We start from the raw sequence: 26,583 nt of genomic DNA, 5'->3' as shown, positions 1-26,583 counted from the left end.
ATATGTAATTAATAATAAATAGTAATATACGACTGGAAGTTAGTCTTATGGAGGTTGTTTTATTTGAGAAAAAAATTTAAAATTAAGATGTAAGTTATTTTATCTTCCGAGGAGGGTGCAGGCATGAGCTTATTTGATAATGCATTGAAACAATTTGATAAAGCATGTAAAGTAATGGATTTAGACCCAGATTTACAGGCAGTACTTTCAAAACCAAAAAGGGAATTAACAGTTAACTTCCCGGTTAAAATGGACGACGGTTCAATAAGAGTATTTACAGGACACAGGGTACAGCACAACATCGCAAGAGGACCTGCTAAAGGTGGAATTAGATATCACCAGGATGTAACTCTTGATGAAGTTAGAGCTTTAGCATTCTGGATGACATGGAAAGCTGCAGTTGTTGATATTCCTTACGGTGGAGGTAAAGGTGGAGTTACAGTAAATCCTAAGGAATTATCAGACGGTGAATTAGAAAGATTATCAAGAAGATTCTTCTCAGAAATTCAGGTTATAATTGGAGAAGACAGAGATATTCCAGCTCCAGACGTAAACACAAATCCACAAATAATGGCTTGGTACATGGACACATACTCAATGAATGTTGGCCATTCAGTTCTTGGTATTGTTACAGGAAAACCACTTGATATTGGTGGTTCAATGGGTAGAACTGAAGCAACAGGTAGAGGTGTTAGAGTATGTGTTGAAGAAGCTGTAGAATACATGAGAGAAAAAGGAAAAATCAACAAGAAAAATGATCAATTAACAGTTGCTATTCACGGTTTTGGTAATGTTGGTTCATACGCTGCATTATTAACAGCTGAAGAATTAGGAATGAAAGTTGTTGCATTTAGTGACTCTTCAACAGGTGTTTACAAAGAAGATGGATTCACACCTGCAGAAATAAAAGATATTATGGATTACATCTCAGCAAGAAAAGCAAGATTAGATGATTACGAAGGAGAAGTAAACTTCAAAAAGATATCAAATGACGAATTATTAACTTTAGATGTTGATATTTTAATCCCAGCTGCAATTGAAAATGTAATCACAGAAAAGAATGCAAAAGATGTAAAAGCAAAATTAATCGTTGAAGGTGCTAACGGACCTATCACACCAGAAGCAGATGAAATATTAAACGAAAAAGGCGTATTAATTGTTCCTGACTTCCTTGCAAACTCAGGAGGAGTTACAGTATCATACTTTGAATGGGTACAGGGATTACAACACTACTTCTGGGAATTAGAAGATGTTAGAGAAGCATTACACAAAAAGATGAAAAATGCATTCTGGTCAACAATTAGAACAATGGAAAAATACAATACAGATATGAGATCAGCTGCATATGTAATTGCTATTGAAAGAGTAGCTACAGCTACAAAATTAAGAGGAATTTATCCATGATCATAAATTAAATATAATAAAAAGGCTCTTCAAATTGAAGAGCCTTTTTTAATTACTTACTATCCGATTGGGGACGAATTAAGATAATTGTTATTAATATTCCCAGAATTCCAAATATCCATAAGCTATTTAAAACAAAAGGGACATTATTACCAAAAAAGAAGGTATATACTGTAATTAATACATTTCCAACAGCTCTTGTAAACCCCATTAATGCACCAGAAGCAAAACTCTTGTTTTCTGGCAACAACTGTTGCGCATAATGCACATTAACAGACATTGTTAAAAACATAAAAGCATCTGCCAATATATAAGATATTGATAAAACCCATATATTTGTAGATGTTGAAAATAAAAATACCAGTATTGAAAACGCTGAAAAATATAATAAATTAACAAATCTTACATTGGTTTTTTCTTCTAATTTTGCTCCTAATAAATTGGAAAATGTTCCTGCAAGAAATCCAAGAGTTACAAGCAATCCTCCAACAGTTAAATCATAACCGAGCATTCTTGACTTTATAGGTACATATGACCTGAACATTATACTGATAAATGCCCTATGCACTGTTAATAACCATATTGGATAAATATATTTAAAACCTTTAAAACTCTCAAAAAATCGTGTTTTTTTATTTTTAGGCTTTAAATGATGATGAGATTTAAAATAATTATAAGCAAAATAAAAGAGTATTGTGTATAAAATAATCCCTATTAATCCTATATACAATGAATTTTTTAAATTATAATGAGTAACAAAATATGTTATAAACACAGGTCCAAGCGCATAGCCAAATGTTCCACCAACCATAAATATTGCAAGCGTAGTACTTTTCCCTTTACCAATTGTTCCACTTATACCTGCTCCTAAAGGTTCCTGTGCTGCACTTCCCATATACCCAAGGAAAAATATTAAAAATAATAGCCATATTGATTTGACATATCCCAAAAAGAAGATAGGTGTCATGGTTACTATAACCGATATATACAATAATATCAACTTTCTTTCAGATTTATCAGAAATATATCCAAAAAATATCTGGCTAAAAGAAGATGATAGCGTCAAAATTGACGCCATCATCACAAATATTTTTGGTTCATTTATATTAAAATACTCCATAAAAAATGGAATTAATGGTTTAAAATAGGACTTAAAAAAACTTACAAAAAAATTAGTAAACGTAATAAATATTGCTAACGGTTCCATTTATCCCTCCAATATATCCTTTTTATTTCTTCTGCATTGATTTATAATATCTTCAATTGATTCCTTACATTCTGAAGGTAATTTATCCCTTCCACCTTTTTCTGTTTCCCTTGAATTAATAAAATCTATTCTTCTCTGCATTGAAGCTATAAAGTTTTCCACATATTCCTTATCTGTCATATCAGGGGTATACCCTTCAATTTCCATTATCTCTATTCCATTTGCCCATTCCTTGAATTCAGCCTTTCCATCAACAATATTTTCAATAATGGATAGGGTTACTTCCTTGGTTATCTTTTTATCAAGGAAATGTCCTGTATTGAGAATATAGCAATCTACTCCCTTTTCAAATAATTTTTTAAAGCTATAATAATCGTCGGATAATGGATATGTTCTAAATGGATTTGCATATGGTTCAAATACCAATGCATCTGGATCTACACCTTCAGCTAATTTCTCCGCAGATGTTCTCTTTGTTGCAAGAGTTGCTCCAAGCGTTGATGCAAGAACAGGATCTGTTACTTTCAAAATAGGTGGTAATACAGGATCCTTCATTAACCAGAAAATAGCATTTATAGGATCATCTATCTTATATACTCTATTGGGTGACCATAATTTTGATTTTAAAGCTCTTCCATTGCCATTTCTAATATCTTCCATAACAGGAATTACTCTACCCTGATTATCTATAGTTGCACCACAGTTCTGTATAGTTAAAAGATATTTATTATCTTCAGAACTTACAGGATAATCCGCTGTTTTATCAAAATATGAAGGTTCAAGTGATATCGATGATCCATCAGCCATTGAAATTACAAAAGCATCATCGTGTAATATTGTTATATCATATTTTCCATTGTGCTTTGCATGAGTTAATGTTGATTTTCCCGAACCTGAGAGTCCAAAAAATGCTGCAACATAACTTTCATTATCCTTTAAAGTATATTTTTTCAATCCGCCATGACAGGAAGCGTAACCATTTCTATTTGCAATGCCCCAACCCAATGTTAAAGTTCCTTTCTTAAATTCACCAAAGTATCTCATACCAAGTATTGCTGCACAATTATGTTCAGGATCAAAGAAGGATAATCCAAGAGGAAAATCTGGATGTTTCCAATCTGGATCTGAAAAGATATATACATCTCCTTCATTTAAAACAACGGAATTTTCATATATTTTTATGAATTCTACTGTAAATGGTTGGAAGTTTAATAACCAATTATATAATATATTTTCATGCCCCTCAGGAATTAAAAGATGATTTTTTATAATAAAATCTTCATGTAAACCTGTAAATGAAATTGCATGATACATTTTTCTAAATCTTGTATTATATACAGCCTCTCTAATTATTTCTGCATATTTTTCAACATCAACATCTGGCTCTCCAACAATTCTTCTACCAGCTGCATATCTACCTGTTACAGCTCCATCATTAAAAATTAAAATCTTGGCGCCTTCATCAAGAGCCAATAACTCAGGTTTATAAACATTTAAATCTGTTATAATTGTCCCGGGAGAATTTTTAGCAAGCTTATATGCTTCTTTTGGCGAATCTACCTTTACCACGTTGTTTCTAAAAAAAGCTGTTTCAATAGTTGTTCTGATCCTTGAAAATACTGGATTTTGTGGGTTAATTTCTTCTGGTGAAAAATAGTTTTTAGTTGCCACTTTCTAATTACCCCCTGTTTAAAATTTATTATTCAAATAAAATAAACCCTTACGGGTTTATTTTATTTGTTTTAGATTTCTTCCAAGATTTTTTAATACATCCTTATACCATTTTTTATACTCCATTATTTTGCCTTCTTCTGAATTTTTTAAATAATTATCCAGAATCTCTTCAACCGAAATATGCTTAAAATCATCTTTAAGCCTATCCTTCAATTCAACAATTGCCTCTATTCCATATATCAATATTAAACTCTTTAAGAGTTTTTCTTCTTTTTCTATTGGATTATTTACTTCTATTTTATTATTAAATATAGAATAACTTCTTTTTATTTCAGAATAAATTTCATCTATCTTTTCATCTCTATTTAATTTAGAATAATCAGCATTTCTCAATTGACTTTTTGTCTCTTCTGCTTCAAGTAAACTCTTTATTTCTTCTTCGATTTCTTCAATTATCTCCCATAAATTCTCATTCTCATCATCTTCATTGTCTATAAATATTTCAATATCAACATCATCATCTTCTTCATCTTCAACCTTTACCTTATCCTTTTTCATCTCAGCAATAAAATTAGAAAAAGCTCTTAGAGATTCATATGGCTCATTAAGCCCTATATAATCCTGAATATTTTTTATATTATAAAGCTGGAATGAATTATCTTCAATATTTTTTAACTCATTATATCCAATAACTTTAATTCTTTCAGAAATCTGTTTAAGAAAATTCTCCTGATTTATTATTTCAGGCAAAACATTTGTTCTAAATTTATTAAATTCATATATTAACGCTTTATAAAATCTCTTTATTTCTGTCATCGTTGCTTTTACTGAAATATCAAAAATACTTTGATAATCATATCTTGAAAAAATAAAGTGATGTTCATAATACTTTCCAACTTTATTTAAATATATTGCTGAAAAATCTATACTCTCATTTAATATATATATTAATAGTTCATGATTTATCACACTTTCAGTAAGCGTTAATGAATCTGTTGATACAAAAGATATCATATTTTTCATTTTATTTTTAAAGAATTTATTTAATCTGAACATTGTAAGAATCATGGGGATATACTCAATTTCAACATCAATGGTATCAGGAATTTCCACACTAAACTCCATGGGATTCCAATAATAATCCCCTGTTTTTGCATTTATTGAAAATATATACCTTTCTTCTACATCTTCATCTATTGAATCTGAAAACCAGAATTTTTTCATAATCCCCGGTTTTAATTCAAAATATGAACCGTCGATTCCATATAAAACAGCCATATTTTACCTCCATTAATCGTAGGAATATAACTTAAAGTATATTCCCAAAAATAGGTACTCCAAAAAGGCTAAACTTACGCCTAAATATGGATAGTCCCAGCTGATGATACCAATTATACCAAATAAAAATGAAAAAACATAGGTTATTATTGCTGTTGTTTTAACAGATATTTTATATCTCTTTTTTATTTTATCATATATATGATCCCTATCCCCGGAAAATGGAGAACGGTGATTGAGAATTCTCCTTAAAAAACTGAAAAACAAATCGGTATAAAACAATGCTGAAACAATCACAGAAATTGCAAATCCGCCAAATCCATGATTATTGGTCATAATTACCATCAAATAAAATATGGTATATGCAAGAAAATACGAACCTGCATCACCAAGAAATATCTTAGCTGGATAAAAATTAAAGATTAAAAATCCTGCTATTGCCGCAACTATAAATATATAATCGTATTGTTTGGAAATAATGCTTAAAAACAAAATAACAAATAATGTATTTCCTCCACATATTCCATCCATTCCATCAATCATATTAACTGCATTAATCAAGGCTACACCAAGTATTATAAGCAAGAAGAAATAAATAATGCCTATAGTAGAATAAAAGGGAATAAGTGTTGCGATAATTATTACAAATTCTACTAATAAACGAATTTTTGGTGATACATCTTTTATATCGTCTATTAATCCAAGAAACATCAGAAGAGAACTGAAAAATACAAATTTTAAATCATGTATAAAAAATATGCTGGAAAGATATATTGCCAATCCTCCAAGATATGGTGTTGCTTTCTCATGAATCTTCAAAGTTTCATCTGGTTTATCCACTATCCCCATGTTCTTTGCAACTGGAATCATTATATATGTAATTATAATTGATAAGAAAAAAACTCCTAAATAATGCATCTAAACACCCCTTAATATGCAACATCTATTATAACCTTTGCAGTTGCCTCTGGAATATATTCTTTTATTATACTATTCATAAGTTTAAAATCATTAGCTTTAAAGGTTCTTTCTATTTTTAAAATCAAATTATCTAATTCTTTCTCATTTAAAATCTTATTCTCTTTTAAAATATATATTCTATCATTTGGCGTTTTTAAAAACTCTTCAGAATCCAGAAATAATTCCTCATATAATTTTTCACCATTCCTTATTCCTGTATAGACAATTTTAATATCCTGATCTGGAATATACCCGGATAATCTTATCATCTCTCGTGCAAGATAATCTATGGATATAGGTTTTCCCATATCAAACACAAATACTTCTCCCTTATTTGCAAAAGCTCCTGCTTGCAATACCAATGCTACAGCTTCAGGTATAGTCATAAAATATCTTTTCATATCTGGATGTGTAACTGTCACAGGACCACCATTTTTTATTTGTTCTTTAAAAATCGGCACAACGCTGCCTCTACTTCCCAGAACATTTCCAAATCTAACAATTCCAAAATGTGTCTTTGACCTTCTGGAAATAGACCTGATTATTATTTCTCCAAGTCGTTTGGAACTTCCCATAATAGATGTTGGATTTATTGCCTTATCAGTTGAAATAAAAACAAAATGTGAAACATCATATTTATCTGACAACCTGGCGAGTATATAAGTCCCATATGAATTAACCCTAAAAGCCTCAGAAGGGTTCTTTTCCATTAAGGGAACATGCTTATGTGCGGCAGCATGAAAAACAACATCTGGCGAAAATCTTTTAAATACCTCTTCCATTCTATCTTCATTGGCTACATCGCTGATAATTTCAACAACTTTTAAATTAGGGAACTTTTCTTTTAATTCCCTGTTTATTTTAAATATACTATTTTCACCACGACCTAAAATCAATAATTTCTCAGGATTTAACGCTGCAACCTGACGACAAATTTCAGAACCAATACTACCACCAGCACCTGTAACCAAAACAGTTTTATTGGTTATATAAAAACCTATTTCATCAAAATTAACCTTTATTTCCTTTCTACCAAGTAAATCCTCTATATTAACATCCCTCAAAAATCCCAACGATACTTTATTATTTAATATCTCAAACAAACCTGGTAATGTTTTTAATCTAACTCGTTTTGTATCAATATTACTAATAATCCTCTTTAATTCCTCTGATGTTGCGGAAGGAATAGCAATTATAACCTCATTTATTTTTAGCTTTTCAACATAATCCATTACTTCATTTGTTTTCCCTAAAACAGGAATCCCTCTTATTAATCTTCCAATCTTAATTTCATCATCATCCAAAAATCCTTTAACAACACCATTTTCTGGATTTCTTAAAAACTCATCCAGCAATTCAACCCCGGCTTCACCAGCACCAATAATAAGAATATTCTTTCTATTATCAGGATAATGATTTTCTATATGTTTATTCTTTGAAAACCACCATGTCCTGCTCCCAATAACCAGAATACTTCCTAAAAGGGCAGTTATAAACCCTACTGTAAGAGGCAATGAAAAAGATTTAAAAAATAGTCTTCTAATTGCCTCAACAACAAGAAAATTTAAAAGATATCCCGTAAATGCTGAATATACAATAGGCTTTATTTCCTTTAAAGTAGCAAATCTCCATATCTGGTCATATATTTTATTCACATACATAACCAGAATCATTATTGCCGGAAACAAAAATATCGGCAATATATACTTTTCCATTTCAACATAGTCAGTTTGAAATCTGAAAAATAGGGCTATTATATAACTTACAAAAAATATAATATAATCAAGAACCATCAAAAGTGCTTTTCTTTTCATACTCTCCACCTTTTTAATTTTTTATTTTCTGAAATTACAAACTATTTCAATTATTATACATCAGGTTTTCCAATAACCATACATAATTATTGGAAAATTAGTTAAGAAAACATTCATAAAAAAGTTCATTCAAGCAGGTGAAAATTCTCAAAGAGAAACAATCAACAACACAAAAAATTTTCAAAATGTATAAATCTCAATAATTATTAAGTATATTTCTAAAATTCTCCACAACATATTGCTGCTTTTCAAAATCAAGCTCAGTATAAAAAGGAATAGCTATCGTCAACGATGAAATTAATTCAGTTACAGGATAATCACCATATTCATAACCATATAAATCCCTATAAAATTTCTGTAAATGCACAGGAGAAAAATAGTTTTTTGCCTGAATTCCAACTGCATTTAATTGTTTTATTATATCATAAGTAATTTCCCTTATTTCCAGAACCTTACTCTTCCAGAATTCCCTTTCATTATCTGGAATATACAAAGGTAAATCAAAACTTTTCATATATTCTGGAATATCAATAAAATTTGAAATCCAATCCAGGGAAAGACGAACAACAAATACAAACCAGCTTGGCTTTGTTGTATATTCCTCAACATGAGGTAATATTACTCTATCCTCTTCCTTAAATAATTCATAATAATTCTTTGCTACATTTTCCCTTTTTTCCAGTATTTCATCAAGTCTCTTCATTTGAACATATCCCAGAGCTGCTGATAATTCATCCATTCTATAATTATACCCCAATCTAACATGTTCCAGCCATTCATATGAATCACCGCGGCCCTGATTTGCCATAGACCTTGAAAGCTTCGCTATCTCTTCATTATTGGTAATAATCATACCACCTTCACCGGTAGTAATCTGCTTATTAGGATAAAAAGCAAACGTCCCCGCTTCACCAAGCGTTCCAACCATTCTATCCTTGTATTTTGCCCCTATAGCTTCACAAGAATCTTCAACAACCTTCCAATTATATTTTTTATTCAACTCAAAAAATCTATCCCAATCGAGAGGTTGACCAAAAATATCAACCCCCATAAAAAAAGTTATATCCTTTAAACCTTTAATCCTTTTCCATAATGGATGATCTATATCATTAAGGGTTAATTCTATCTTTTCAATATCAATATTATAATTTTCTGGATCAATATCAATAAACACAGGATGTGCTCTTTCAAACATGGCAACATTTGATGAAGCTATAAATGTAAACGGCGTAACTATCATTCCTTCATTTTCCTTTATTCCCAATGACCTTAAAATCAAATGTAAAGCAGACGTTCCGCTGTTTACAGCAACGGCATAATCAACATTAAAATACTCTTTCATCTTTTCCTCAAATTTATTTAAAAATGACCCCAAAGCCAATCTTTTTCTTCTAAAAACATTTAATAATATCTTTTTTTCTTCTTCTGTTAAACTTGCATCAGAAAGTGGAACATTCATAAACAATACCCCCTCATACTAAAAGAAGCTCGCATGAATGCGAGCTTATTTATTTCCAAATAGATTTATTTCTGTATTCAGTCCAAAAACTACTCTGAAATTTTCCAGAATATTTGGAGGAATTGATGGATTTACCACAGCCAATCCACCAAAAACATTTACCTTATTAAACAACCAGAACTTTTTAAATGACTGAATTCCATAAATATAACCAGCTATACCATATTCAGTTCCATTGCTTTTAAATCCTGTTGTTACTTCAATATTTAAAAACTTATCCGTCTTTTCGTCGCTACTTATTAAATAATTTAACCCTCCGAAAATATTGAAATATGAATCGATAATAGTTTTCGGCTCCTGTGTTGTTTCATTAAATTCTGTTTCCATTTTTTGTGTATAGTCTGTCCCCACAGATAGTTTTAACGAATCGCTTATATAAGAAATATTTCCTATTATGTGGGCACTTTCCACACCTTCAAAACCAAAAGAAACAGAACCTGCCAGAGGAAGATCTCCCATCTTATTACTTCCAACTTTAATATAGGCTCCTCCATTGCTTGTTGAAACACCAACTTCCATAATTCCAAATAACCCATATCTAATAGCTGCAACTCCGGGAGTGATTGTATCAATTTTCAAAATCCCTTCATCTAATACCTCTCCTGAAGGCAATAATGTTTCAAAACCAAAAAACATCACATTTACAAATAAAATTAGCGTTAAAAGAAGCTTTTTCATAAAATCACTTCCCTGCATTTATTAATTTTTTTATTCTTCTTCCTTTTTTCCAAATTCAAGTGTTCTTTCAACCTGAATAAATTTATAGAATTCCATTTCGTCTCCTTCGTTAATATCATCAAAATTAAGGATTTTTACACCACATTCCTTTGGAGCTTCTATTCTCTTTACTTCATCCTTATAATGTCTCAAAGATTCAAGCTTTCCATCATATACAAGCTTTCCGCCTCTATATAATCTTACTCCACCGTCTCTTTCAACATATCCTTCTTTTAATTGAATACCGGCGATGTTACCAACCTTTTTAATTCTAAATACCTGTTTAACTTCACCATAACCTGTAATCTCTTCTTTTTCTTCAGGTTCAAGCATACCCTGTAATGCTTTTTTAAGATCATCTATTAAATTAAAGATTATATCATATCTCTTTATCTGAATTCTTTCCTGTTCAGCAAACTTTACAGCGCTACTATCTGCTTTAACCCTGAATCCAAGAATAACAGCATCTGAAGCTGTTGCAAGCATAACATCACTCTTTGTTATAGCACCTATACCGCCATGAATCACCTGTAACTCAATTTCTGGATTTTGCAATTTAGCTATTGCATTCTTTAATGCTTCAAGAGATCCAAATGTATCTGCTTTTAAAATAATATTTAATATCTTCTGTTCTCCTTCTTCCTGCATCATTTTTAATGCATCTTCAAGACGTATATGTCTTTTCTGAACAGTTTTTTCTTCTAATTCCTTCTTCTTTTCAACATATTCTCTTGCTTCATGTAAAGTTTTCACACCATAAAGAATTGAATGCATATCAGGAACTTCTTCAAAACCCAAAATCTGCACAGGATCAGATGGCCCTGCAACCTTAACATTCTTTCCATTTGGGTCTATCATTCTTCTAACCTTACCAAATGTACTTCCAGCTACAAAATAATCTCCAACCTTTAATTTTCCATCTTTGATTATTGCAGTTGCAACAGGACCAAGAAATTTATCGAGTTTACTTTCAATAATAACTCCTCTTGCCAATCCCTCTGGATAACATTTAATTTCCTGCATTTCTGCAACCAGAAGAATCATTTCGAGCAATTCATCAATTCCCTGACCAGCCTTAGCTGAAATAGGAACTGTAATTGTATCTCCACCCCAGTCTTCTGGAATAAGATTTAATTTTGCAACCATTTGCTGTTTTGTTAATTCAATATTTGCATTTGGTTTATCTATCTTGTTTATTGCCACAATTATAGGAACATTAGCATTTTTGGCGTGATTATATGCTTCAATTGTTTGAGGCATAACACCGTCATCAGCAGCTATAATTAACACAACAATATCTGTAGCCTGAGCACCACGAGCTCTCATTTCTGTAAAAGCTTCGTGTCCTGGAGTGTCAATAAATGTAATTTTTCTTCCTTCATAATTTACCTGATAAGCACCTATAGACTGCGTAATTCCTCCAGCTTCTTTTTCAGCAACCCTTGTATTTCTAATATTATCAAGCAAAGTTGTCTTACCATGATCAACATGCCCCATAATAGTAACAACTGGAGCTCTTTCAACGAGTTTATCCTCTTTTTCTTCATATAACTTCTTCCAGAATTCCTTTAATTCTTCTTCTGGATCAACTTTACCTTCTTTATTTGCTGGAGTTGATTCTGATACTTCTGCTGTTTCTTCAACAATATCAAGCAATGTATTAAACATCATTGCAATCTCTTCTGCTTCAGATTCTGATAAAGCCTGCCCTGGTCTCAATATCTTTCCTTTCATAAAGAAAGCTTTTATAATATCATTTTGACCTTTCCCAAGTTTTTTTGCAAGAATATCTAACTTTAATTCTGATTTAGTTATCTTTACTTCTTTAATATCTTCTTCCTCGCTTTTTTCTTCATTTTTCTTTTCTTCTTTTACAAAATCAGGTTTATTATTTTTATTGAACTTCTTATTTTTATTCTTATTCTTTTTATCCTTTTTATGATCTTTTTTAAAATCCTTTTTCTCTTTAAAATGCTTTTTTTCTTTTGATTGCTGTGATTCCTGTTTCTTTTTCTCAGCTTTCTTCTTTTCTTCTGCTTCCTTTTTCTTCTCTTCAAAATATTCTTTTATGGCCTCAACCTCATTATTTTCAAGTGATGACATATGGCTTTTTAAATCATATCCCAATTCTCTTAATTCTTCTAGAAATTCTCTGGAATTCTTTCCAAATTCCTTGGCTAATTGATATACTCGTGTCTTAGACATTCGAATCACCTCCAACATTTGCTACATCGATTAATCCTTTTACTATATTCTCATCCAATACTCCAACAACACTGATTTCATCTCTTCCAAGAGACTTACCAAGTGTTTCCTTTGTAAAATCTTTTAAAAGAACATATGGAACTCTATGTGATTGACATCTTTTTATTGTATCTTCTTTTATAGACTCACCTGTATCAGATGCAATAACAATAAACTTATATCTTTTTCTTGGATTTCTTATATATTCTCTTATATTATCTTTTCCAAATATTATTTTTCGCATCCTTGCAGCAAATCCCAAAAGATTTACAATCTTTTGTTCATTCATTCTTTAATACCTCCGTTCTTCTTTCTACAATTATTATAACATATAAAATGTGAATAATAAAATCTTCACAGCAATATGCATATTAAATAACAGTCCCTTAACAAAAAAATAACCCCTGATGTTTCAGGGGTTAGAATTCAGCACTTGCATTAAACATAAAATAATAATCTTTAAAACCTTCATCAAATTTATGTCCTAATGTTATACTTACAGAATTTTCATCTTCAATCAATTTTATACCTGCATTATAACCTATATTTCCATCATTGTCATAATGTAAATTCCCAATACCATTTAAATTACTTAAAACCGGTATATTTAAATTAACTTCTACAAAATATGTTTTTTCTGATGTATTATATTCCGTATAAATATTTGATAAAGATAATATCTCAGAATATAAAACTACATTTTTCTTATCAAATTCATACATTCCTTCAAAATAAAGATCATCATTTTCATAATCTCCTTTTACATATTCTAAGGAATCTGAATATTTCCCTTCAATACCAATATTTAAGTATTTAACTCTTGCATAAATATTCATAGATGAATCATCTGTAGCTGGAATATATCCAAAATAACCATTTATGTCTTCCATACTTGTTTTTGATAATAACATATATTGAATATTGTTATTTTTTGAATAAATATCAAGAGTTATATCTAATACAGAAGTTTTTATTCCTCCATAAAAACCTATATTCGTTTTTTCTATATTTTCTTCATAAAAATTCCATAAATTATTAGAAGCTGCATTGTTATATATTCCAAAGAGATATTTTTCGTTTTCCCAATTTATCTTTAATGATTTTAATTTAAATTGCCAGTTTGTATTATCTGCATATAAATTTGCTTCAAATTTCATATTACCTTTATCTGGATTAATTGTTAAAATAAATTCATGATTTATTTCTGGAGTTTTTAACGAAAAAGTATCCTTATCTATTTTAGAATTTAAACTAAACTTATATCCTCCAGATAATATATTATTTGTCTCTTTTTCTGCTTTTTTGATTTTTAATGTTCCATTTTCTAATACTAAAGTAAAAACTCCATTTTTCCCACCAAATCCATCAGGCACATATCCCGGGGCTTCAGGGTCTTCCTTCCAATCACTTCCATTTATAACAAATTTATACTGATATTCACCAGGAGAAAGTTTTATTGCTATTCTCCATACTCCATTATTTACTTTTTTCATTAATAAAGCAGATGAATTCCAGTTATTAAAGCTACCTGCAAGATAAACTGCAGATGCTGTTATATCTTTATATTCAAAAACAACCATATTATTATCTATATAAATCTTTGAAAAAACAGAAATACCCATAATTAATACAATTAAAATAACATATATTCTTTTCACCCATTACACCTCCTAAAATCCTGTTTTTACAGTTAATGAGATTCTTTTTGAAAAATTTTTGCTTGCTCCAAAGTTTCCGTCGCCTAATGATAAAATAATCTCAGAATTTGAAAAACCTGTATACTTAGCTTCGGCATATAATGTTTTATATCTTTCTATTGCACCATATATATACATTCCCTTAATAAAAAAGTTTACGTCTCCAAATCCTCTCGAAACAGAACCATATAGAACTTCCGAAAAACCTCCACTATATACCACGCTATCTTCTATCTCAACATTTTTATTTCCAAAAATATACAATAAATTATAATAAGTATTCATAAAATTACCTTTCATGTTTGCCGAAATAGCAAAATCTGAATATTTCTTTATATTAGACCAATTATCTTCCATACCCTTTTTATAACCAGAAACTGTTAAATCAAACATATTATTAAAATGAAATGGTAAATTTAATGCTATTTCTGATTTGTTTAAATCAAAATTTTTAGCCAGGCCAACATAAAGATAATTAAAATCATTTATTTTTAAATAATTTTTTATATAATCAATACTAAATTTATCAAAAGAAAGTGTATTATCTTCAAAAGAATAATTTACTTCAGAAGAAACTCCTATATTTTTTACTTTTACCTCTCCATAAACGTTTTGTTTAAAACTATCTGGAAGATATTTTTTATCAAATTCAGGAGATAAATATTTTAAATAAACAGCAGTCTCAAAATCTTTGTAATTAAGCCTATTACCAAGAAAAATAAAATAATTATCCTCTAAATAAAAAACTCCTTTTTCATATGAATATCCAAATTCACCCAATAATTGAAAATTATCCTGAGTAAAATTAAAATCAAACATTCTCCAATCTGTATAAATATATTTTGTATAAAACTCTCTACCATATATATAGCTATAATAAAGTTGTCCAAAAGGTATTCCTCTAATTTGAGAAATAAACAAAGAAGAATTTTCACTTTCTCTTTTTACTAAATATGTTTCTAAAGAAAATAACGATATATCAAAATTAGCTTTTAAACCATTTACAGCACCAATTTTTTCATTATTGAAAGCATTAATCCAATCGGTAGTATTAACGCTTTTCTTCTTCCAGAATGTTGTAATTTTATTGGAATCAAATTTAAATTCAAATTCTCCATCGGTTACATAATAATTATTGTCATCCCCTCTATTCAAATTAAATGAGCCAAAAAAGTTTGTTGAATCTGGTTTTAAATAAATATCAAATTTCATACCATTCCAATAAAATTGAGTTGGTGAGGCTTCAAAATCATATGTCCACGAACTTTCAACATTAGCATTAATTCCCACCTGAGAAAACGCAATTAATGGAATAATCAACAAAATATAGATCATGATTTTTTTCATTGAGAATCACCAACCTTTAATTCAACAATATCAACCTTACCTATCAGTGGATAAAACTTAACTGTAAAACCATTTACATTGCTTTTAAATGTATATCTTTGATTTTGAGATGAATCTGAATACACCTCACCATTGAAAATCATCTGCCATGGCATCCATGTTGTAGATGGTGGAATTTTGTATTCAATACTATCATTTGCATTATATGTTTTGTTTATTGTAATTTCAAAATAATCATCTTTTTTTGTCATTTTTTCAGGAGTCCAATTATTTGGAGTTCCTGCAAAATACCATTCCATATTGAGTTTTGTATCATCGCCAATACCTGTGGATTTCCCTTCACTTAATCTTTCAAGATCTAAATATATTGTTATTTTATCTTCAGTTGCAGCAGTTTCTAAAATAGGAATACTATTGGATGCAATATTGCCATCATTCTTTACATAATAAACCTTATAATATCCCATTTTAAATATTGAATCATTATTTTGGATTTCTCCAAAATTTATTTTTTCTTTATCTATTGTTACCTTATATAATTTTAAATTCGCATCATAAACAAATTTACTATTTTCTATAAGCGTTTTATCATCCGTCTGCATCCAGTTATTTCCATCATAACCAACGTATAACCCTTCAGGTACAGATAATCCCAAAATATTCATTAAGCATCCAGAAAATAAAAAAATAGAAAAAAGTATTAAAATTAAAACTTTCCTCAAAAAAATCACCTCCACTTCCTTTAAAAAAACCCACCCCAAAATTGAGGTGGGGATGTATTGAATTTATTGAACGGTATATTCTTGCATATTAACAATTGTTAAAGGTACATTCCAATTCCAACCATCTGGATATGGATTATCTGGTGTGGTATCAGGTGCAGAAGCATTATCTCCTCCAACAATAGTTCCTACAAATTTAATCTTATCTCCCTTACTTAAACCAAGATCTGATAATTTTATTTTTACTTCCATTATAGGATCTGTATTAGTTTTTGATACTATATATTCATCATGCTGAGTTTTTGTTGTGGTACTATCTACTGTCCACAATTGAGGATCTCCATGTTCCCATGAAGCTATAAAGAAATGTATAGGTGTTCCTTCTTGTGTCTGGATAACTCGTGGCCAAGCTCCAAAATTCATATCTGTTGCTCCACCGGTAGCTCCTTCTTTTGAAACATATACAATAAATCCATTACTTGAAGCCTTATATTTAGCACCTATATATAAATATTCGTCATCATTTGCAAATCCCAACCAATTAATATCATTTGATTCTCCCCATTTACTATCATCATCAGCATCATCAAGAACTGTTTTTGTTGCATAATCTGTCCAATCGGATAAATCACCATCTATTATTATCTGACCTGGTGCTGCAATATCTGATGTTTTTCTTGGAACAACTTTTAATTGGTCATGATTATACATAACCACACCTGTTATTGTATATTTTATTCCTTCTACAAATTCTTTTCCTACATAATTTTTTACAACTATAGTTGCATTTTCAGATTCAAAAGTTGCATTGCCATAATTATCATCAGCTTCTTTACATATCCCTTTAAATTTTACTAATTTCCCATAATAATTCCAATTATCCTTTATTTCTATTCCTGTAATATCTTCTGGATCTAAAATTATATTTGATTTTAACACTGTAACAGTAGCTGAATTATTTAAAGAATATTCGTAAGTATCTTCATATTTCTTTGCACTGCCCTCTACATATATAAGATCTCCAACTTTCAAATCTTCTATATTATATGGTTTATATACTTCAATTCCTCGACTGGAATCTTGAATAAAAACATATGTACTGTACTTATAATTAACTACCCCAACACTAGTTGCTTCTATTGTACCTTCAGAATCGATTTTATCTATTACGCTAGAAATTGTTGAAATATTTTCAAGTGGTTCAACTGTTAATTTTGAAAAATGTGGATCAAATGTAACTTTTGCTCCCATTACATAATTTCCTTCAGTGAAATATTTATATTCGTTTCCTGTACCAACTCCATAATAATGTCCTTGTGTAAAGAAAAAAGGTTTTTCTTCATCTGTTTTATCCCAATGATCATAACCTAAAGAAATTTTGAATCCCATAGGATTTTCTGGTCCAAATATTGTTCTGGAAGATATTTTTGTTGTATCAACTATATAAGTACCATTAGTCATTTCAACAAAATCCCAACCTGTTGGAGAACCTACAAAATATATAGTTGATGCATCTTTTGTATTATCTCCCATAACTCCTGCTATTGTTTTGTGATCTGTTGTTGTATCTGCTGAAGGATCAAAATAAAATACAACCTTATCCATATTCTTTGCTATATCAGGATCCATTGGAACACTTGGATCATTTTTTTCAAATCCACCGTAAGCTATAGAACTATCTCCTGTAATTTGAACAACTTTCCACCACCATACTTTTTCAGCATTTTTAGGTGCTGGTACATTTTCTGCTAAATCCAAACCAGAAATTTCTAATTTATATGTTCCATCATCCTGTTTTACAAACTTCCAATCAGGAATTAAACTAAAATTCCATTCGCTATTAGAAAAATAAAGATAATAACCATCTTCCAATTTTATAGGCTCTTTAGGCTTTGGAAAACATCCTACAAATACCATAGATAAAACTACCAATAAACTTAAAATAAATACTGCCTTTTTCATCTGTCCCCCTCCTATAACAAAAATTTGTAATAATTATGTTGCGTTACTATTATACAACTTCAAAAAATATATATAAAGTCTATTTTTGGTTATTAAACCATTTTATTTCATATTATTGGTAAATAATGGTAATTATTACAAATTTTCTTAAATGCAATTTAATATTGATATTATTTTTATCATTTTATATAAGCAATAAATATTACTGGTAAAAATACATCTATTTATTTTTTTTAATAATAATTATTTAATTATTTGTAAACAACTATAATCAATTATAATTTATTTGTATTGATGTTTACTTATTTTTAAAATAATATTATAATTGGAATGTATAAATATCATTTATAGGAGGGAAAAGTATGTTTAAAAAACTTTTTGTTGTTTTATTAGTTATTTCTATGATGTTTTTTATGTATGCATGTGTCCAAACAGAAGAAAAACCCTCTGATAATACCGAAAACGAAGAACCCACTTATGAAATTTTAGCGCTGGCTGGATATGATGGACTTAATTTATTTGATGTAAGCGATACCTCTAAACTTACTTTATTATCACATCTCGAGTTAACTCATGAATTATTTGATCTATATAAAAAAGACAATTATATTTTCGCTGTTGGTAACAATCTATTATCAGTTTTCGATATCTCTGATCCTAAAAAACCTCTATTATTGAAAGATTATATATTCGGTGGTTACAGTGGTGATTTATTTGTAAAAAACAATCTTTTATTTATTGCAGCTGGAGACGGAGGTATAAAAATTTTTGATATCTCTGATCCCAAAAATATTAAATCTTTAACGGAATTCAATACTTCTGATCTTGCATATTCTATTTTTATTAAAGACAATTATGCTTTTGTTGCTGAAGGATCTTCAGGAATTGAAATTTTTGATATTTCTGACATAAATAATGTCGAGAAAATTACTAACTTTGATACAGACGGATATAGTCAATATGTAACTGTAAAAGACAATTATGCATTTATTGCTGATAGTCAAAATGGCATAGTTGTTATTGATATTTCTGATCCTGAAAATATTGAACAAATAACAACTTTAAAACACGAGGGAACCTATGTAGTTTATTTATACATCAGTGGAAACTATCTATTTTCTTCCGATGCTGGTGTTAAAATTTATGATATTTCAGATATTGATAATATAAAACAAATAGGTTTATATGGTGGAATGGGTACATATAAAGACTTTTATCTGGAAAATAGCATTTTATACCTTGCCGGTGATGATGGTCTAAAAATAGTCGATATTTCAGATATTAATAACCTAAAAGAGATTTCACATTATATGTTGGGAACTGCTGTATATAATTTAGGTGTTAAAGATAATTATTTATTTACTTTAGACCTATATGATGGTATTAAGATTTTTAATGTTGAAGATCCTAAAAATCCTGAATTTATAAAAACATTAAATATAACAGGATATCCAAAGAATATACTTTTTTATGATGATTTTGCATATATTGCTGGTGGTTATAATGGATTAGAAACCTTGGATATTTCAAATACAGAAGAAAGTACCATTGTTTCTCAAACATCTCTATCAAAATCCACATTTGATTTGAGTATGGATGGAACTAAATTATATGTTACAAATTTATCAACGGAAACATATATATTTGATACAACAATACCTGGAAGTCCAACGATAATAAATAAGATTACTACAACAGAAAATATTAGAAATGTATTTGCTAAAGATGATTATTTATATTTGGGTGATTATAATAAGCATTTATATATTTTTAATATTAAAGATATTAATAATCCAGAATTACTAAAAATTATCGATTTAGCTGATTCAATAAGAGACATATATGTAAATAATAATTACCTTTATGCTGCTTTAGCAAATAAAAGTATCGATATTTATAGTATTTCTGATATTTCAAATATTGAAAAAATAACCACTTTATCTTTTGACAATTATATATATTCACTTAATATTTCCGGAAATTATTTATATGTCGCTGCTTTATGGGATGGAATGAAAATATTTGATATTTCTGATATAAATAATATTCAGGAAAAAGGACATATAAACTCAAAAGATGTTACGCTATATATAAACATTTCTGGAAATTATGCATATATTGCTGATTACAAAAACGGCATAATTATAGCAGATATTTCTGATCCTTCGAATCCTGAAATAGTTAAAGATATGCCATGGGGTATATTTAACGGCATCGCAAAATAAGAAATAGGCTGGAGAAATCCAGCCTATTTCTTATTTTGAAGTCTTTTCTATATAATGCTCATAATTTAGGTCTATATAATCAAAGGATTTTTGTATTTTTTTTGCCCATTTGAGGTTTAACGGATGCTCTATTCTTGAAGAAATAACTGTTTCAAGTCCTATATCTCTAATAACGTTTAAGTATTCTGCTGTTTTTAATAATCCCCCAAATTTTGTAATTTCAAAAACAAACCCTGTTGCATAATCCTTTAATTTAAATATATCCTGAAGCGTCTTAAATGATTCATCCCAGAATATATCGTAATTTCCTAATAAATCAACAACAGCACTTTCGTTTCCAACTGGCAACGGTTGTTCTAAAGCTACTATATTATCATTTTTAAATATTTTAAGTATCTGTTTAATTTCATAATGATTGTATAATCCTTTAAAGTCTAACCAGATTGGATATTTATCAACAAACTTCTTATATTTTTCAATTTCTTCAAAATTCATCTTTTCCAAAAACTCTATTTTTAAAATTTCTGGAAATTTTATTTCTCCAAAAACAGCATAACTCATATTTTTATGAAAGTATATTTTAAATATCTCTGTATTATTTTTATTTTTTGAGAACAGCACACTTGATAAATCTAATGATTTTGAATTTAATATATAATCAGCAATTGAAAGTTCCACTGCTGTTTTCGAGGACATATCAAATTTAACTATCTGATTCATTACCTTTTCAAAATCCGCATAATTATTTAAATCCTCCCATTCCTCGGTTAATTTTCTCATTTTTTCAATTATTGCCATTGTTGTTTTATATGTTTCACCAAAATCAGGATTAGGTGTTCCTGCTCCAATTCCTTCTACACCTTCAGATTCTATTTTAAATACTGCATGTTCTATCCATTCTTTGTTTAAGTATTTTAATATACTCCTTTCCTGCCAGTAATACACACTTCTTTTTCTATTCATTATTTCACCCCGTTTTAAAAATTTTTTGTGTATGCAACACTTATTGAAGGTTTTAATTTTTCAGATATATTAAATGAAAAATTAATTTTATTATACGTTTTTATGGCTTTTAATAGCGCTTTGTAATATTTCCCAAAATTATTATAATTAAAGATTATTTTACTGCTTTTTTCTATGTATTCAATGTATATAAATTCTGTTTTGTTTTTTTCACCATTGTCAATTATAATATTTTCATTCCCATATCCAAAATAGCTATATAATTTTGCATTTTTAATCTTTAAATCACCTCTAAAATATAGAACCCATGTATCATCAAATAACCCTTTTTTAGATATATTGAAATTTATTTGAGGTATTTTTACTGAAAATAAACTTTCTTCTATTTGAGGTATATAATATTTTGTTGGAATTTTTAGGAAGATTATATAAATACTTTCATTTAAAAACTGGATGTCTATATCGTTGTATTCATTTATAGATATTCTGGTATCAAATGAAATTTTCTGAAATGGATTAATATAGTTGTTCAGTTTTGTATATTTATCAGATATATTTTTTATTTTTAAATTGAGATATTTTAACTGTTTTAAATTAGCATTTATATTAAACTCTGGTAATTTTATATATTCAATTTTAAATCCCTGTATATTTATTGGGTAAATATATTCTTCAAAAAAAGAATATGATAAATCTTTAATTTCTATTTCTTTGACATACGAGAAAATATTAATTTGTAGTATTAGTATTATAAATATTAAAATCTTATTTCTCTTCATACTGTAATTATAACACATATAAAAATACTCCCTTTCTGAAACCAGAAAGGGAGTTTTTTTATTTTATATTTTTATCTTTTTCTATTAATAACTCTACTGCTTTTATTGCTATTTGAATTGATTTTTCAAGACCATTTTCGTATTCTTCTCCTGCCTGTTTTTTATACTCTCCATCTTCACCCAGTTCTTCTCTAATTGTTATAATAGCACCTGTTCTTAAATTATAGATATTTCCAAGAACATATAATGCTGAAACTTCCATTTCTATAGCAAGAGTATTTGCTCTTACAAATAAATCCATATCTTCTGCTGCTTTTTTGGTATTAAAAAATCTTCCATAATACGAGTCTGTTGATAATACAACACCAAGATGATGTGGATTACCAATAATTCCAGCCGCCTCTTTAAGCGCTGAAATTACATCAAAATGCCCCACTGCTGGAAATGATTTTGGCAAATAATAATCCATAGTTCCATCGCCACGAATTGCTGCAGTTGGAATTATAGAGTCGCCTAATTTTAAATTTTTTTGTAAAGCACCTGTTGTGCCTATTCTAATAAATGTATGTACTCCCAGAGTTTTTAATTCTTCAACTCCTATTGAAATACATGGAGCACCCATTCCTGTAGACATTACAGATACCTTTTCGCCGTTTAAATATCCTGTCATTGTAAAATATTCTCTGTTATCTGCCACAACTTCTGCATTTTCAAGATATTTCGCAATTCTTTTTACCCTTCCTCTATCTCCAGGAAGTAATACATATTTCCCTACCTTTTCCGGGTCATAAATTCTAATGTGATATCTAAGATCTTCTCCCATTTAATCAAGCCTCCTCAATGGTGTTTTCATTAACCTTTAATAATAATATAGCTCCAATTATAAATAATATAGCCACACTTAATACGCCAAACCTTGAACTTTTGGTAATTTGCGAAAAAAATCCTACAAGGAATGGTCCTATAATTGCTGCAAATTTCCCAAAAATATTATAAAATCCAAAGAATTCTGCAGATTTTTCCTTTGGAATTAATTTGCCATATAATGACCTACTAAGAGCCTGTATTCCTCCCTGAGATGTTGCAACAAGCATTGCAAGTACCCAGAAGTCAAAAGCTGAATCAAGAAAATATCCATAAACTGTGATAAATGTATATACTGCTATTCCAGTAAATAACATTGTTTTTACATTCCATTTTTGAGCTAATTTACCATATATCAATGCAAAAGGAAAGGCTACAACCTGTGTTGCAAATAATGCCATTAATAATTGTGTAGTATCAATTCCAACATCCTTACCATATACCGTCGCCATCTTTATAATTGTTCCAACACCGTCTATATAGAAGAAATATGCTAATAAGAATAAGAATATATTTCTATAGTTTTTAATTTCTTTAAATGTTTTTCCAAGTCTTTCAAAACTGTCTTTTATCGGTGTTGAGGATTTTTCGATATAATATTCCTGATGCACATTTTTTAATAATGGAATTGTGAAAATAGCCCACCATAATGCAGTAATAACAAAAGCCAATCTCGTTGCTGTCAATGTACTTGTAAGACCTATTAATCCAGGTTTCATTATTATTGCCATACTTATTATAAACGGTATTGTACTTCCTATATATCCCCATGCAAAACCACTGGAAGATACCCAATCCATTCTATCATCAGTTGTTACATCAATAAGCATTGAATCATAGAAGATATTAGCTCCTGCAAAACCTATAGCTGAAAAGATATATATTATCAAACATTGTAACCAGTCACCTTCACCAACAGTAGAAAGTAAAAATGTTGCTATTACACCTATGCTCCAGAAAAATACAAGAAAACGTTTCTTGAAATTTTTATAATCTGCAACGGTTCCAAGAATTGGAGCTAATAAAGCAATAATAATAGTTGCTATTGTATTTCCATACCCCCAATATGCAGTAGACAAATAGCCATCAAGATTTTTTGCCGCAACTTCTTTAAAAAATATCGGTAAAACTGCCGTTGTTACTATTAATGAATATGCAGAATTAGCCCAGTCATACATTACCCAGCTCTTCTCTTTTTTTGTCACACTATACTCCCCCTATCTTCCTTAATTAAAATAATTCCTCCATCTCTTTCTTTATTTTTTCATATTTTACCTGATTACCTTCTTCATATAATTCCAATAATTCATTATATATATTCTTTAATTTATCCATGTTTTTAAATCTATCCATTTCAAATAATTTCTTTCTTATAACCAATGCATCTTCAAAGAAATTAACTGCCTTTTCCTTTTCTCCAAGTTTTTTATAGAGCATTCCAAGATTATATAAAATCATCCCTTTATCTTCTCTTGAGGTTTTAAATTCTTCTGTTAGCTGATATGCTTCTTCAAAATATTTTTTGGCATTTTCCAGATTTCCCGTTTCAAGCTCAAAGGCTCCAAGATTATTTAAAATTGAAAATAATGAAGGAATATATTTTTCTCTTGCTTTTTCTGTTAAAGCTCTTCTAATTTCCAGAGCTTTTTCAAAATGCTCTCTGGCTATATCAAATTTTCCAGAATCAACATACATATTTCCCAGACTATTATGCATTACAGATGCATTAAACTGCATATCTACAGATTTATTTTTTTCACAATAGTCAAGTGCTCTTAAATAATTCTTTTCAGCCTCGCTATATCTATGTATTTCCGCATATAAATTACCAATAATATAATATAATGCATAATGATTTTCTTCTCCAACCTTATCCATTAATTTTATTACAAGATTTGCGAGAGTGGTTATATTCCCTTCTGTTGGAGATATATACTTTTTAATTTCTAATATGGAATTTAATAAATCGTTAGTATCTCCAAAAGATAAAGATATTAGATTACTCAATAACAAAATAATTCCTTTTTCTGCATTTTCCAGTTTAATTTTTAATACATTTATTTCTTTCTTCAATATCTTATTCTGTTCTTCTAAAAACTCTATTTTTTCATCATATTTTTGAGCCTTTTCGTTTATTTTCATCTGAAGCTGCTCAAAATCTTTTTGCACATTCATTTGTTTGGGTGAAAATTCTGGCATTTCGAGTTTTTCATCCGTTTTTATTTCAACTTCACTTTCTTCACTTTCTTCACTTTCCTTTATTTCCTCTTTTTCATTTAATTCTTCTTCAATATGCTCAAGTTCTGTTATTTCATCAAGCGCATTATCTATTTCTTCTTTTTCACTCTCTTCAACTATCACATCGGCATTTTCTTCTGAACCTATTGTGTTTACATCTTCTTCATCAAGATCAAGTTCTGGCACAGATTCTTCTGATTCTACATTTTCAGTTATTTCCGCTTTTTCTTCTGTTTCCTCTTCAAGATTTAATTCTGGAATTTCTTCTTCAATTGTTTCATTTTCTTCGGTATTTTCCATTATACTTTCTTCATTTTCTGTTTCTACAATTTCTTCAGATTTATTTTCTTCAACTACTGTATCTTCATCTAAATCCAATTCTGGAATTTCTTCTTTCTCTTCGACATCTTCAACCTTCTTTTCTTCTGTAGCCTCTTCCATCATTACCTCTTCTGTTAAACTTTCTTCATTTTTTTCTTCTATATTTTCTTCAAGGTCTAATTCTGGAATATTTTCTTCAGGTTCAACTGATGGAATTTCTTCTTTTTCTTCTTCGAGATTTAATTCTGGCATCTCTTCAGGATTTTCTCCATCTGTTTTTTCTTCAGAAATAGTTTCCTGTACTTCTTCAACTACTTCTTCAGAATTCGGATTCTCTTCTATTAATTCTTCTGTTTCGTTTTCCAATTCATCGAGTTCAAGGTTAGGAATAACCTCTTCTAATTTAACTTCTTCCTCTTCAGGTTTTTGAGTGTCAAGATCATCTAAATTTAAATCATCTAAATTAATTTCTTCCTCTGTAATCTGTTTTTCCAATAATTCTTCTGATGAACTTTGCTCTGTTCCAATATCCATCAGTTTGTTAATTTCATCTGTGTTATCAAGTAATTCTGTCATTTCCTCCATGTTTCCCTGTTGGATTTCCTGATTTTCCTGAACTTCCTTTTTTTCTTCATTATTTTCTAACAT

General features: G+C 29.2%; 20 protein-coding genes. 2 read left to right on the top strand and 18 right to left on the bottom strand.

Translation table 11 applies throughout. The features are described from left to right. Positions 1 to 123 precede the first annotated feature (123 nt). Entirely contained in the window at positions 124 to 1,404 is a 1,281-nt protein-coding gene (locus XO10_RS06705) for a Glu/Leu/Phe/Val dehydrogenase (protein ID WP_014296824.1), read from the top strand. A gap of 52 nt (positions 1,405 to 1,456) precedes the next feature. Here the strand turns inward: XO10_RS06705 and XO10_RS06700 are convergent, their stop codons facing one another. The 13 genes from XO10_RS06700 to XO10_RS06640 all read right to left on the bottom strand — a co-directional run bounded on the left by XO10_RS06700 (position 1,457) and on the right by XO10_RS06640 (position 18,545). Then, positions 1,457 to 2,611: an MFS transporter gene (locus XO10_RS06700; protein ID WP_175421313.1), complete on the bottom strand. Its 1,155-nt coding sequence runs from the start codon at positions 2,609 to 2,611 to the stop codon at positions 1,457 to 1,459. Further along, positions 2,612 to 4,282, bottom strand: a complete 1,671-nt coding sequence (locus XO10_RS06695; RefSeq protein ID WP_175418394.1) for a phosphoenolpyruvate carboxykinase (ATP) — start codon at positions 4,280 to 4,282, stop codon at positions 2,612 to 2,614. Positions 4,283 to 4,339: 57 nt separating this feature from the next. Continuing rightward, positions 4,340 to 5,563 (bottom strand): hypothetical protein, encoded by a 1,224-nt coding sequence (locus tag XO10_RS06690; RefSeq protein WP_014296821.1) that lies wholly within the window; start codon positions 5,561 to 5,563, stop codon positions 4,340 to 4,342. A 12-nt stretch (positions 5,564 to 5,575) separates the two neighbouring features. Next, positions 5,576 to 6,481, bottom strand: coding sequence for a glycosyltransferase family 4 protein (locus XO10_RS06685; RefSeq protein WP_014296820.1), 906 nt, complete (start codon positions 6,479 to 6,481; stop codon positions 5,576 to 5,578). 11 nt (positions 6,482 to 6,492) lie between these two features. Continuing rightward, positions 6,493 to 8,337 (bottom strand): nucleoside-diphosphate sugar epimerase/dehydratase, encoded by a 1,845-nt coding sequence (locus tag XO10_RS06680; protein ID WP_175421312.1) that lies wholly within the window; start codon positions 8,335 to 8,337, stop codon positions 6,493 to 6,495. Between the two features lie 196 nt (positions 8,338 to 8,533). After that, on the bottom strand, positions 8,534 to 9,796 hold the full coding sequence (locus XO10_RS06675) for a DegT/DnrJ/EryC1/StrS aminotransferase family protein (RefSeq protein ID WP_014296818.1): 1,263 nt from the start codon (positions 9,794 to 9,796) through the stop codon (positions 8,534 to 8,536). Positions 9,797 to 9,841: 45 nt separating this feature from the next. Continuing rightward, entirely contained in the window at positions 9,842 to 10,534 is a 693-nt protein-coding gene (locus tag XO10_RS06670) for a hypothetical protein (protein ID WP_014296817.1), read from the bottom strand. A 30-nt stretch (positions 10,535 to 10,564) separates the two neighbouring features. After that, positions 10,565 to 12,778 (bottom strand): translation initiation factor IF-2, encoded by a 2,214-nt coding sequence (gene infB / locus XO10_RS06665; protein ID WP_014296816.1) that lies wholly within the window; start codon positions 12,776 to 12,778, stop codon positions 10,565 to 10,567. Beyond that, the gene (locus XO10_RS06660) at positions 12,771 to 13,106 is read right to left on the bottom strand and encodes a ribosomal L7Ae/L30e/S12e/Gadd45 family protein (protein WP_014296815.1); all 336 of its coding nucleotides are present in this window, start codon (positions 13,104 to 13,106) and stop codon (positions 12,771 to 12,773) included. Before XO10_RS06660 ends, infB begins: the two co-directional genes overlap by 8 nt. 130 nt (positions 13,107 to 13,236) lie before the next feature. Continuing rightward, positions 13,237 to 14,475 (bottom strand): isoamylase early set domain-containing protein, encoded by a 1,239-nt coding sequence (locus XO10_RS06655; RefSeq protein ID WP_014296814.1) that lies wholly within the window; start codon positions 14,473 to 14,475, stop codon positions 13,237 to 13,239. A gap of 12 nt (positions 14,476 to 14,487) precedes the next feature. After that, positions 14,488 to 15,861 carry a hypothetical protein gene (locus XO10_RS06650; protein WP_014296813.1) on the bottom strand — a complete coding sequence of 458 codons (1,374 nt, stop codon included), beginning with the start codon at positions 15,859 to 15,861 and terminating at the stop codon, positions 14,488 to 14,490. Then, on the bottom strand, positions 15,858 to 16,583 hold the full coding sequence (locus XO10_RS06645; RefSeq protein ID WP_014296812.1) for a hypothetical protein: 726 nt from the start codon (positions 16,581 to 16,583) through the stop codon (positions 15,858 to 15,860). Before XO10_RS06645 ends, XO10_RS06650 begins: the two co-directional genes overlap by 4 nt. Before the next feature lie 63 nt (positions 16,584 to 16,646). Continuing rightward, the gene (locus tag XO10_RS06640) at positions 16,647 to 18,545 is read right to left on the bottom strand and encodes a hypothetical protein (protein ID WP_014296811.1); all 1,899 of its coding nucleotides are present in this window, start codon (positions 18,543 to 18,545) and stop codon (positions 16,647 to 16,649) included. Positions 18,546 to 18,907: 362 nt separating this feature from the next. Here XO10_RS06640 and XO10_RS06635 point away from each other — a divergent pair, with 362 nt between their 5' ends. Continuing rightward, complete coding sequence (locus XO10_RS06635) at positions 18,908 to 20,770, top strand: LVIVD repeat-containing protein (RefSeq protein WP_014296810.1); 1,863 nt, start codon at positions 18,908 to 18,910, stop codon at positions 20,768 to 20,770. Between the two features lie 30 nt (positions 20,771 to 20,800). On the opposite strand, the gene XO10_RS06630 is transcribed toward XO10_RS06635, so the two are convergent. Genes XO10_RS06630 through XO10_RS06610 form a run of 5 tightly spaced genes read right to left on the bottom strand, consistent with a single transcriptional unit; the run spans position 20,801 to position 26,583 of the window. After that, positions 20,801 to 21,733, bottom strand: a complete 933-nt coding sequence (locus tag XO10_RS06630; RefSeq protein WP_014296809.1) for a hypothetical protein — start codon at positions 21,731 to 21,733, stop codon at positions 20,801 to 20,803. Positions 21,734 to 21,747: 14 nt separating this feature from the next. Continuing rightward, positions 21,748 to 22,530: a hypothetical protein gene (locus XO10_RS06625; protein ID WP_014296808.1), complete on the bottom strand. Its 783-nt coding sequence runs from the start codon at positions 22,528 to 22,530 to the stop codon at positions 21,748 to 21,750. A gap of 40 nt (positions 22,531 to 22,570) precedes the next feature. Further along, positions 22,571 to 23,335, bottom strand: a complete 765-nt coding sequence (locus tag XO10_RS06620) for a nucleoside phosphorylase (RefSeq protein ID WP_014296807.1) — start codon at positions 23,333 to 23,335, stop codon at positions 22,571 to 22,573. A 4-nt stretch (positions 23,336 to 23,339) separates the two neighbouring features. Continuing rightward, a complete protein-coding gene (locus XO10_RS06615; RefSeq protein ID WP_050899182.1) occupies positions 23,340 to 24,554 on the bottom strand; it encodes an MFS transporter in 1,215 nt (404 codons plus the stop codon). Between the two features lie 52 nt (positions 24,555 to 24,606). Next, entirely contained in the window at positions 24,607 to 26,583 is a 1,977-nt protein-coding gene (locus tag XO10_RS06610; protein ID WP_075780624.1) for a tetratricopeptide repeat protein, read from the bottom strand.

The organism is Marinitoga sp. 1135 (assembly GCF_013363245.1).
GTDB lineage: Bacteria > Thermotogota > Thermotogae > Petrotogales > Petrotogaceae > Marinitoga > Marinitoga piezophila.
The sequence above is the reverse complement of the archived record's forward strand: the minus strand, read 5'-3'. Positions and strand labels throughout refer to the sequence as shown.